The sequence below is a fragment of the Pseudomonas sp. TMW22091 genome (genome assembly GCF_022496705.1).
GTDB classification, from domain to species: domain Bacteria; phylum Pseudomonadota; class Gammaproteobacteria; order Pseudomonadales; family Pseudomonadaceae; genus Aquipseudomonas; species Aquipseudomonas saxonica.
Map to the genome: position 1 here is coordinate 151,374 of NZ_SCFI01000010.1, position 10,868 is coordinate 162,241.

A 10,868-nucleotide genomic window follows, 5' to 3' on the forward strand; every position below is an offset into this window, starting at 1 on the left:
AAAATGAATGACGGCTATGACAGCTACCGCGCAATCGACCTCGACACTCAAGTGTCTTGCGCTTCGCCTTATCAATTGGTGCTGGTGCTGTTCGATGGGCTGCTGGATGAGTTGTCTCGCGCCCGTGGACACATTGAAACCCGGCATTACGATCTCAAAGGCCAGTCGCTGGAGAAGTGCATGAACATCATCAACGCGCTCAATAGCACGCTCGATCATGAGCAGGGCGGGGAGCTGGTGATCAGTCTGTCGCGTCTTTACGACTATTGCCTGCATCGGCTGGTGGAGGTCAGCGCCTCGTTGTCCATCTCCGGGATCGATGAAGTGATGCACCTTCTGGAGCAGATTCGCGAAGGCTGGGAGGGTGTCAATGTCGCTCGAAGCTGAATTCAATCGTCTGGCCCATCTGCAAAAGCTCCTCGCCGAAAGCCTGGCCAAGGAAGACTGGGTGCGCATCGGGGAGGTCGACGGGTTGATCAGGCAATGCCTTGAGCGCTTGCAAAACGCCCAGCCCTTCAACGATGAAACTCGACGCAAACTGGCTCCGCTCAAGGCGTTGCACGGTCATGCCTTGCAGGCTTGCGCGCGCGAATGTGCGCGCTTGAGCCAGATGTTGGCAAACCACACCGAATATGCAGAAGGGCGTCACGCCTATTCATTGGCAGACAGCCTGCAAGGAGTGAACTAGGCCATGTCCGCATCGCTTTCTTTGCTCGGTGGTTTCAGCCCGCTGGCGGCGCAACTCGGGCCTGACGCTGGGGTGGAAGGTGCTAGTGAGGCGCTGGCGCAGTGGGTCGATGTCATACAAGCGCCCGCGCTTGAGCTGCCATTACCCTTGATTGAAATGCCAGCCGGGCAAGCGCAGGCACCCGATCAAGCGGAGCAAGCGCCCGCTGTCGAGCTGCTGGCGGATCCTCAGCAATGGCTGCTTATGATGCTCAATCAGCAAGCGGTCAACGTGCAGGCCCGCGACTCAAACGCAACGGCTGCACCGCCGCTGTCTTCTGCGCGTGTGTTGACGCGACTGGTAGCAGGTGCCGGTGTGATGCAGGGGTTAAACGAACCGTTGCCACTGCCTGATGCGCCCTTGATGCCGGGTCGTGCAAAACAGGCTGAGGGTGAACGTATGGCGTTATCGCTTGATAGCCACGTTTTGACAGCAGGACGAGGGGGCGCGCCAGCGCCCGTCATGACCGCTGCAACCGCCGTAATCAACGCACTCGCAGAGGGGCAGGGGGCAGGCTTGTCGTATGCAGGGGCCGTGAGTGCCGAGCAGGTTGATGCGACGGTGACACAACCCGTCCTGACAGGCTCGACCGCCACAACGGAGCCTGTTCTTGAGCGTGGGCTCAAGTTGGTCGCCCCTCAAGCACGCTGGGGTGAACAGATGCTCAATGCCTTGCGTGAAACCGTTGAAATCCAGGTTCAGCAGCGCTTTCAGCAGGCCACTATTCGTCTGGATCCGCCAGAGCTGGGCAGCCTTGAAATTTTTATCAGTCATGAGTCAGGTCGCTTGAGTGTCCATATTTCGGCCGCCCAGACCGATGTTGCCCGCTTGCTCGCGCATTCCAGTGAGCGCATGCGTCAAGAATTGGTGCAGCAGAATTTGCTTCACGTTGACGTGCAGGTTTCGAGCGACTCTCGAGGGCAGTCGTCCCGAGAGCAGGCGCGCCAGCAGCATGAACCCGCCATTGCTCAGGCGATAGAAGACGCACAGATGCCTGACAGTGTGCCCAAAGGATATGGCAGTGACGTGCTTGTCACGGTTTAGCCGAAGAAGTGGCGTTTGCACCCCGCCCAAATTGAACTTCATGTGGAGTGAGAGACTGCTATGTGGATGCCGCGTGTCATTTTATTAATCGTGGGGCTGAACACGGTCATCACTCTTGGGAGTGTGGTGTTTGGCTATCTGTACTTGCGCCCTGACAAGTCTGCGGGTGTTGAGCATGAGCAACAGGCGGGTGAGGCTCCGCTTGTTCAAGATCCGGAGAACTACGTGTTTTATCCGGTAGAAAAAATTGTCGTGAATCTGCGAGGTGAGGACCGTGAGCACTACTTTGTGCTCGACCTTGCATTGCAAGGGGATGCCAAACAGTCAGTGAGCGCTTTTAAGCAGGCCGACCTGCTGGTACGCAACGCAGTGGTCGGCTCATTGTCGACGCTGCCGTTCATTCAGTTGCGGGCTTTGTCACTCATCGATTTGCAGTCACGTCTTGAGGCAGATCTGCGCAAGAGTTTCAGTGCCAAAGGGCTGGACATACCGTTCACGTCGGTGTTGGTCAGCAAGATGCTGGTGCAGTAATTGCCCTCATGAATAGCGAACGTCTGGCTGATTACGGCCCCGATGCGGGCGACTCTTGCTCGGTGGTGATGGCGCCTGAAGCAGAACAGCAGTGGCTGGTGAATTACCTTCCGCTGGTCAAGCGGATCGTCAATCAATTGTCTCTGCAAACCAGTCAGGTACTGGATCGAGAAGACATGGAGCAGATTGGCCTCATGGGCTTGCTTGAGGGGCTGCGCCGTTATGGCGTGCCCGATGAGCACTTTGCACGTTTTGCGGCGATGCGAATTCGTGGCGCCATTCTTGATGAGTTGCGCAGGCTCGATTGGCGCCCGCGGCAAGTGCGCCAGCAAGCCCACAAAACCCGGGATATTTTGCGCAACCTGACGCGTCAACTGGGTCGTCAGCTGCGCGATGAGGAAGCCTTGCAAGCCACCGGGCTTAGCCCTTCGCAGTTTCAGGCTTACTTGCAAGCTGAAGCCGGAGAGGCGCTGGAGAGCCTTGATGCTTTGTTGCAGGACACCAGCAGGGACTTTCATAACGGCGCTGCCAGTGTCGAGGCGACTGTGTGCAGCCAACGCATGTTGACTCAGGCGCTGGAGCAACTGAATGAACGTGAGCGACTGGTATTGACGCTCTACTACTTGCACGAACTGAACCTGAAGGAAATCGGCCTGGTGCTCGAAATCAGTGACGCACGCGTGTGCCAACTGAGCAAGCAGGCCATCGATAAAGCTCGAGCCTTTTTAACCAAGAGTAAATAACGTGCAGAAACTGTTAGGTGCATTAATCATTATCGGCTGCGTGCTGGGCGGTTTTGTGATTGCCGGCGGGAGCATGTCCGTGTTGTGGCAGCCCTCGGAGATGCTGATTGTGGTGGGTGCTGCTCTGGGTAGCATGATTATTGGGAACCCCAAGGAAGTGCTGCTCGAAATGTGGGTGCAGGTCAAGGGGGTGTTCTCCTTTCGCCGCCGCGGCGAGGCGTTTCAGCGCGAGTTGCTGATGCTGCTGTATGAGCTGCTCGAAACCGTCGACATGGGTGGTCTCAAAGCACTCGATGCACACATTGAAGAGCCGGACCAGAGTGATCTGTTCACAAAATACCCGCTGATTTTGCAAGAGAAAAACCTGATGGCTTTTATTGCCGATAATTTCAGGTTGATGGCCATGGGCAAAATCAGCGCCCATGAACTTGAAGGTTTTCTCGAGCAGGAACTGGACGCCATGCACGAGGCTTTGCTATTGCCTTCGCGCTCGTTGCACAAAGTGGGCGAAGCCATGCCCGGGTTCGGCATTTTGGCGGCGATCATGGGCATTATCATCACCATGGACAGTATTGGTGGGTCGGTGGCTGAGATTGGAGCCCACGTGGCTGCAGCCCTGGTGGGTACATTCCTCGGGATTTTCTTCTGTTATTGCATGATGGAGCCGCTGAGCAATGCAATGGCCCAGCGCATCAGGACCGAGTTATCGGCTCTGGAGTGTGTGCGCACGACCCTTGTCGCCCATGTGGCCGGCAAGCCAACCTTGTTGGCGGTCGATGCGGGTCGCAAGTTGATTGAACAGGACGTCAAACCGGCCTTCCAGTTGCTCGAAAGATGGGTGACCAGTTTTGAGGACGGACGCAATGAGGACGCGTGAAGACAAACATGACCCCATTATTGTCAAGCGTCGCAGCAAGCGGGGGCATAACGAAGACCACAGTGGCGCCTGGAAAGTAGCCTTTGCCGACTTTGCTCTGGCGATGATGGCGCTGTTTATGGTGCTGTGGGTTATTCAGCCGCAAGCCGACGCTGAACGCATTGCAAAGGTTGTGCTGGCTTCGACGGTCATAGAAGGAGGGGCAGGGGTTTTTGAGGAGGTCAGTCGAGTTCCCGTGGCATTCGACAGTGCCCCGGAGTTTGATGCGGTGCCCCGGCCCCAGGAAGTTCGCTTCAATGCCCCCCGCTCAGGGGATGTGCAACGTTATGACAGCGAGCCAGAACTGCAGGCGTTGGCCAAGCTGATGGCCTTGTTGGCTGAGCGCACGGATGCGATGGCCAATCTCGAAGTGCATGTCGTGCCCCAGGGCTTGAGAATTCTGATCAAGGATGATGACAAGCGTTTTATGTTCGAGCGTGGCAGTGCGACGCTTGATCCACACTTTCGTACCTTGCTGACGGCTCTGGCGCAAGAGCTGGCCAAGGTACAAAACAAGTTGATTGTCAGTGGGCATACCGATGCCGCCCCGTACCGTGACTCACGGGGTTATGACAATTGGAATCTCTCAGGTGAAAGGGCCTTGCAGGCTCGAAGTGTACTGGTGAACGCAGGGTTGCCGGCTCACGGTATTTTGCAGGTTTCGGCGCAGGCCGATGTGATGCCTTTGCGACCTGAGGAGCCTTTGAGCGGGGCTAACCGGCGGATTGAGCTGCTGGTACTGACCGAACAGGCTGAAACCCTGTACAGGCAGTTGTTCAGCGAAAACTTCGCGCGCTATTCTCCCGGGGCGGTTGACTATGTGCAACCCGTTACTGAGCCCGCGGACAAACCTCGCTAACCTTCCCCAAGACACTGCGCAGCCGTTTGGCCGCGCAGTATCGCTAGGCCCTCACCCTCAATGGATGGGCTGAGTGACCCCTTCTATGCATTCACGCAGCTGTGTGTCGCTGACGGTGTGAAGCTCATTGTCGTTCAAACTTATATAGTTCGCGCCGGCTTGGCCTGAGCAATAAATATGATAGGTCTGATCATCGATTGTCACGATTGACAGTTCCATCGGATTTTTGCTCAAGCTTACGAGCCGTGTACTGAGCCCGTGCGTCAGGTTGATAAGTTGCTTGAGTTGATCTTTCTTTGTTTCGACAAAGGTCACCGTGTGGCCGCCCATGATGTGCAGGCTGGCAAACAACTGACTGGGATGTGAGGTCAGGATGTAGCCCACAAAACCCGCTGCCGCCATGGCCCTGAGTGTCCATTTACGCTGGATTTCAGCGCGCGAAATCGCTAGCAATGAAGATGCGTGATCTGTGCCAGCTTGAGGTTCAGTGTTTGATCCATTGTTCTGGTCCACAACGAAGGCAGGATTGAATCGATATCCGCGCCGTGTGACGGTCTGAATGATCTTTCGATCTTTTTCATCGCCCAAAATCTTGCGCAAGGTATAAATCTGCTGATTCAGGCTCCCCTGGCCGACGACCCGGTTGGGCCAGGCGTAGGCGGTCAAGGTATCGCGATCAATCATTTCTCCCGGCTCTTGCATCAGGCGGGCAAGCAGCCGCCCACCCGAAAACCCTAAATCTATGATTTGTCGATTAGCGTTTTTGTACAGTGTCAATGTACAAAGCGCAGAGCAGAAAAATGCCAGGCAATCGCCGTGTCCGGTCTTTAAGTTCGCGGAGAGTGTGTTCATCAGGGGTAAGCTTCTCTACGATTAAGTCAGAGAATTTTCCCGAGCTGGATGTAAGAATGATGCAGGACGTTTCTTCTTTTGATGTAAACCATGAGCTATTTACCAAAAAAAACGCCCTTGATTGCAAGGGCGTTTTCTTTTTGCGGGCGGCTTAGCCCAGCAAGGACATTACCAGGCCAGGCATCTGACCGGTTTGCTTGAGCATGGAGATACCCGACTGCATCAACATCGAGTTTTTGCTCATCATGGCACTTTCACTGGCGAAGTCTGCATCCATGATGCGACCCCGGGCCATCTCGGTGTTGTCTTTCATGTTGGCCAGGTTGTTGGCGGTATGGGCCAGACGGTTGATGTTGGCGCCGAACTGGCCACGTAGCTCACCGACGTCTTTCAACGCTGCGGACAGTACGTCGATCTGAGCATTGGCAGCGCCACTGGTGCTGATTTCAGTACCTGGTGTGCCGGAAGTGGTGTAGTTCGAGGACAGGCCGTCCAGGGTGGTGCCCAGGGCGGACGATTGTGCTGTGACGTCCAGGGTCAGTGTTTCAGCAGCGGTCGCACCGATTTGGAAGCTGACAGCGGTACCGAATTTGCCAGTGGTGCCGTCCTTGCCGAACAGCTCCTCGCCTGCGTAGGAGGTGTTGTCCATGATGTTGCCGAGTTCTTTACCCAGTTCATCGTACTCAGCCTGCATGGCTCTACGATCGTCGTCGCTGTTGGTTCCGTTGGCAGACTGTGTGGCCAGGTCTTTCATGCGTTGCAGGATGTCGGTCATCTCACCGAAGGCGCCATCGGCGGTTTGCAGCAGCGATGAAGCGTCGTTCACGTTACGCCCGGCTACTGCCATGCCTTTGGTTTGAGCGTTAAGGCGGGTGGCAATTTGCAGGCCTGCAGCATCGTCAGAAGCGGAGTTGATTCGCAGGCCCGTACCCAGGCGTTGCTGGTTAACAGCCAATGCATTGTTGGTTTTGTTCAGGTTGGTCTGAGTGAGCAACGATGAGTAGTTGGTATGAATGGTAAGAGCCATGGGTCGGTATCCTTGATTGCACTAAAGTGAATGCAGGCGCTGAGTGCCCGCTCCCCCTAACAAGGCGACGCACTATTTATGAGCCTTAAGTTTTATTTGTACATTTTTATAATCCAGGCCTTCACCCTCGTAGTGAGAGGAAGTGTGATTTCCCCATGCCCGGCAAGCGGGCGGTTAAAAGAGGAAGGCATCAGCACTTTGTTAGGATGGCGAAGTTATTAAATTGCTTTTAAATCATGTGCTTATACCTAGTTATTGAAGTTGGCATGACGTCTGCATTTCCACGTATATACCCGTTATGACTGTTCACGTGAGTGCCCGTTATTGGCGAGCAGGCAGGCACACGTCGGAGGCGTTTAACAGTTGACGGTATATCCGATTTGCACGCTCATTCGAAGTCAGCGCTCATGAATAAAGACCTGTATGTCAGCAGCCCACTCTTGCCTGAACTGGATGATTTTATTCCTTATTTACGCACTATCTGGCAGAGCAAACGCTTGACCAATGCAGGGCCTTTTCATCAGGCCTTTGAGCAAGCGCTTGCGGATTACCTGGGCGTTGAGCATCTATCGTTATTCAACAATGGCACCACCGCGTTAATGGCCTCGCTGCAAGCCTTGGCCATTGATGGAGAAGTCATTACTACCCCTTACACCTTCGCGGCCACGGCCCATGCGCTGGTGTGGAATCGGTTAACGCCGGTGTTTGTCGATATCGACTCGCAGACCTTCAACCTTGATCCAGCCGCTATTGAAGCAGCGATCACCCCGCGTACCCGCGCGATCTTGCCCGTGCACTGCTATGGCGTGCCGTGTGATGTCGATGCCATAGGGGAAATAGCCCGGCGTTATGGTTTGCGGGTGATCTATGACGCGGCCCATGCCTTTGCAGTTCGGGACGGGCAGGGCAGCGTGTTGCGTCATGGCGACATGAGTATTTTGAGCCTGCATGCGACAAAGGTGTTCAACACCTTTGAAGGTGGCGCGATCATCAGTCCGACGCTGGAGACCAAACGCTTGGTGGATCAACTGCGTAATTTTGGTTTTGTCGATGAAACCACGGTGGTCACCTGCGGCATCAACGGAAAGATGAACGAAATCAGCGCCGCCTTGGGTCTGTTGCAACTTACCCAGATTGATGCAGCACTGCACAAGCGCGCCACGCTTGATGCGTTGTACCGCAAGCGTCTGGCCTGTGTGCCCGGCATTACGCTGTGCCGTGAAGCCGCCAACCACGGCTACTTCCCTATTTTGATTGAAGATGCCTATCCACTGAGTCGTGACCAGCTTTACGACGCCTTCAGGCAACAGCAGATTTTTACCCGCCGTTATTTCTACCCGCTGGTCACCGACATGGCTGCTTATCGCCAGCATCAGCAGGCCGGTGTCGCTGCCTTGCCTGTGGCCAATCACGTTGCCCAGCGAGTGATTTGCCTGCCCCTGCATCCCGATTTAAGCCTGAACGATGTTGAACGTGTGCTGGCCGTGATCTGTACGGCTTCATCTGCCGCCCTGCGTTCTCGCGCTACGCCTTTTTCTGTGTCTGATTTGAAGAGACTGCAACCATGAGCACTGAAGCCTTTATCGCCAACTTTATTGATGCCACCGATTTTCAGGTGCCTGTCGACATTACGCTGGACACCCCACTGTCTGCTCTGCCCGAGTGGGACTCCCTCGCTGCGTTGGGGGTCATTGTGATGTTTGACATGATCTATAACAAAAGCCTCACCGGCGAAGACCTGTATGCCGCCACCACGGTGGGTGATTTGTACCGCAGGGTGGGTTGAGCCATGCCTCAGTGCACCCTGCAACACGTCCGCTTTAGCGGCATGGCCACGTGTGTGCCCAAAACCCGCGTCTCCAACCTGGTGGATTGCAAGCCGCAACTGCGCGCTGAGCGTGAGCGACTGGTGCGTAACATCGGTATCGAGTTTCGCCGCGTGGCTCCCAGCTGGCAGTGCTTCTCGGATTTGGCCTTTGACGCCGCTCAGACACTGCTCGACGCCTTGAATTGGCAGCACAGTGAAATTGATGCGTTGATTGTGGTCACTCAGTCTCCGGACTATCGGGCGCCTGCCACCGCGATCATTTTGCAAGATCGCTTGGGTTTGCCCCATTCAACGTTGGCCTTTGACGTCAACCTTGGCTGCTCTGCGTATCCCTATGCGTTGCACCTGCTGGGCTCGATGATTGCCAGTGGCAGTGTCAAAAAAGGCCTTGTGTTGGTCGGTGACTGCACCTCCACGCCTAACGATCCATTGTTCTCTGATGCGGGCACTGCGACAGCGATGGAGTTCGACGCCCATGCGGCGCCCATGTACTTCGACCTGAACAGTGATGGCAGTGGTTACCAGGCCATCATTCTGCCAGTGGGAGGCCACCGTGAGCCGACCGCCATCGAGCACCTACTGCCGCACCGTCAGGACCCGCAAGCGCTTTGGCGCCGGCCTTTAGACCTGATACTTGATGGCCCGGCAGTGCTGACCTTCTCGACGCAGCGCATCCCGCCTGCGGTCGAAAAATTGCTGGAGTACGCACAGGTGAGCAAGGAGCAAGTGGACTACTTCATCTTCCACCAGGCTAACCGGATGATTAACGACACATTGCGCAAAAAACTTGAATTGCCCGTCGAAAAGGTGCCCAGCAGCCTGCGCGACTTTGGTAACACCAGCGGCGCGTCTGTGCCGTTGACCATGACCGCACGCCTCCATGAACAGCTTGAAAGTGGGCCTCACCGCTTGCTCATGAGCGGTTTCGGGATTGGTTTGTCATGGGCGACATGCCTTGTGGACATTGACGGCGCGTGCTTCCCGGCATTGATTGAATCATGAGTGCCTTCAACCCCTTCAGCTTGCAGGGCAAGCGAGTACTGGTCACGGGGGCCAGTTCTGGATTTGGTCGAGCGATTGCCTTGGGTTGCGCGAGCATGGGTGCAGAGGTGATTGCTACAGGGCGAAATGTTGAGCGTCTACATGAAACGCTTGAGCAACTTAACGGCCTGTCATCCCTTGGCCACCGTGCGGTCATCGGCGACCTGACCGAACCGCATGACCGAGCAGCCTTGGTGGAGACACTGGGCCAGATACACGGGGTGGTGCACAACGCGGGCACATCCGTCATTTGCCCTACGCGGCAGATGTCCGAGCAGCACCTGCGTGACTTGCACCGACTCAACGTGGAGTCGCCCATGATGCTGACCCAGGCGATGCTTCGTAAAAACCTGATAGCAAATGACGGAGCCATCCTCTTTATTGCCTCGATTGCCGCGTTTCAAGGGGTTCCCGGCGTAGGGGCTTATTCGGGCACCAAGGCCGCGGTTATAGCGATGGCGCGTTGCCTGGCGCTTGAAGTGAGCAAACGCCGGATACGGGTCAACTGCCTGGCGCCGGGGTTAGCCAACACCCCTTTATTGGAATCCCTGCGCAAATCGCCGGCCTCGGTGAGTGAACAACTGGCGAGTTACCCGTTGGGTTTTGGCGAGCCGGAAGACATCGCCCATGCTGCAATTTTTATGTTGTCCGGGGCAAGCCGCTGGATAACGGGTGCCACGTTGGTGATGGATGGAGGGATGAGTGTGCTTTAAAGCGCGAGCCAGCTTTTGATCTGGCTTTTGATCTGGTTTTTGATCTTGATCTTGATCTTGATCTTGATCTACCGCCCCTTTCGGGAGGCCGAGTGGAGGTTCTGCGGAGTGGGTCGACCGGCATGGATGCCGGGAGAGCTGCGATCGGGCCATGGATGGCCCGTCGCAGCGTGCCCACGGAGCGGGACCGGAGCGAGGGACACCTGAGCGCAGCGAGGGCCGTACGCAGGGGCAAGGACCTTTTGCTTACTTTTGGGGCTGTTTGCCAAAAGTGAGCCGCCGTAAGGGCGGAACCCGTAGATAGTCGTTAAGCATCAAATGGATATGTACGCGGTTTATATAACTAGAGCTCTGAGTACACATCCAATGGATATGTGCGCGGTTTATATAACTGGAGCTCTGAGTACATATCCATTGGATGTGTAAATTCTTTCTACGGGTTTCGCCCTTACGGCGAGTTCCTTTTGGCAGACGCCCCAAAAGGAACCAAAAGGTCTGCGCCCTACCATACGGCCGAGCTCGCCTAGGCTCGCCCGGTGCCTTCACTCCGGCACTGTTATGGGGGCACGCCGCGACGGGCCATCCTT

13 protein-coding genes are annotated in these 10,868 nt (G+C 55.8%); 11 read left to right on the forward strand and 2 right to left on the reverse strand.

The window, feature by feature from the left end; all coding sequences use genetic code 11:
- Window positions 1-3: 3 nt before the first annotated feature.
- From fliS to EQV93_RS18120, 7 genes are read left to right on the forward strand one after another with little or no spacing between them, the layout of a single operon-like run.
- Window positions 4-387 (forward strand): flagellar export chaperone FliS, encoded by a 384-nt coding sequence (gene fliS / locus EQV93_RS18090; protein ID WP_122784362.1) that lies wholly within the window; start codon window positions 4-6, stop codon window positions 385-387.
- Window positions 371-688, forward strand: coding sequence for a hypothetical protein (locus EQV93_RS18095; protein WP_122784363.1), 318 nt, complete (start codon window positions 371-373; stop codon window positions 686-688). Before fliS ends, EQV93_RS18095 begins: the two co-directional genes overlap by 17 nt.
- A 3-nt stretch (window positions 689-691) precedes the next feature.
- Window positions 692-1,771 (forward strand): flagellar hook-length control protein FliK, encoded by a 1,080-nt coding sequence (locus EQV93_RS18100; protein WP_240892112.1) that lies wholly within the window; start codon window positions 692-694, stop codon window positions 1,769-1,771.
- Window positions 1,772-1,831: 60 nt separating this feature from the next.
- Complete coding sequence (locus tag EQV93_RS18105; protein ID WP_122784365.1) at window positions 1,832-2,302, forward strand: flagellar basal body-associated FliL family protein; 471 nt, start codon at window positions 1,832-1,834, stop codon at window positions 2,300-2,302.
- An 8-nt stretch (window positions 2,303-2,310) separates the two neighbouring features.
- A complete protein-coding gene (locus tag EQV93_RS18110; RefSeq protein WP_146387242.1) occupies window positions 2,311-3,045 on the forward strand; it encodes a FliA/WhiG family RNA polymerase sigma factor in 735 nt (244 codons plus the stop codon).
- Window position 3,046: 1 nt separating this feature from the next.
- Window positions 3,047-3,922: a flagellar motor stator protein MotA gene (gene motA, locus EQV93_RS18115; protein WP_122784367.1), complete on the forward strand. Its 876-nt coding sequence runs from the start codon at window positions 3,047-3,049 to the stop codon at window positions 3,920-3,922.
- Window positions 3,909-4,820 carry an OmpA family protein gene (locus EQV93_RS18120; protein WP_240892113.1) on the forward strand — a complete coding sequence of 304 codons (912 nt, stop codon included), beginning with the start codon at window positions 3,909-3,911 and terminating at the stop codon, window positions 4,818-4,820. Before motA ends, EQV93_RS18120 begins: the two co-directional genes overlap by 14 nt.
- A gap of 57 nt (window positions 4,821-4,877) precedes the next feature.
- Here the strand turns inward: EQV93_RS18120 and EQV93_RS18125 are convergent, their stop codons facing one another.
- Together EQV93_RS18125 and lafA are read right to left on the reverse strand one after the other, a co-directional pair.
- A complete protein-coding gene (locus tag EQV93_RS18125) occupies window positions 4,878-5,672 on the reverse strand; it encodes a winged helix-turn-helix domain-containing protein (RefSeq protein ID WP_122784369.1) in 795 nt (264 codons plus the stop codon).
- Between the two features lie 151 nt (window positions 5,673-5,823).
- Window positions 5,824-6,699 carry a lateral flagellin LafA gene (gene lafA / locus EQV93_RS18130; RefSeq protein WP_240892114.1) on the reverse strand — a complete coding sequence of 292 codons (876 nt, stop codon included), beginning with the start codon at window positions 6,697-6,699 and terminating at the stop codon, window positions 5,824-5,826.
- Window positions 6,700-7,106: 407 nt separating this feature from the next.
- On the opposite strand from lafA, the gene EQV93_RS18135 reads away from it, so the two are divergent.
- From EQV93_RS18135 to EQV93_RS18150, 4 genes are read left to right on the forward strand one after another with little or no spacing between them, the layout of a single operon-like run.
- On the forward strand, window positions 7,107-8,267 hold the full coding sequence (locus EQV93_RS18135; RefSeq protein ID WP_240892115.1) for a DegT/DnrJ/EryC1/StrS family aminotransferase: 1,161 nt from the start codon (window positions 7,107-7,109) through the stop codon (window positions 8,265-8,267).
- Window positions 8,264-8,485, forward strand: coding sequence for an acyl carrier protein (locus tag EQV93_RS18140; RefSeq protein WP_146387236.1), 222 nt, complete (start codon window positions 8,264-8,266; stop codon window positions 8,483-8,485). The genes EQV93_RS18135 and EQV93_RS18140 overlap by 4 nt, the downstream gene beginning before the upstream one ends.
- 3 nt (window positions 8,486-8,488) lie before the next feature.
- Complete coding sequence (locus tag EQV93_RS18145) at window positions 8,489-9,529, forward strand: ketoacyl-ACP synthase III (protein ID WP_240892116.1); 1,041 nt, start codon at window positions 8,489-8,491, stop codon at window positions 9,527-9,529.
- The gene (locus EQV93_RS18150; RefSeq protein ID WP_240892117.1) at window positions 9,526-10,281 is read left to right on the forward strand and encodes an SDR family NAD(P)-dependent oxidoreductase; all 756 of its coding nucleotides are present in this window, start codon (window positions 9,526-9,528) and stop codon (window positions 10,279-10,281) included. Before EQV93_RS18145 ends, EQV93_RS18150 begins: the two co-directional genes overlap by 4 nt.
- The last annotated feature ends 587 nt before the right edge of the window (window positions 10,282-10,868 follow it).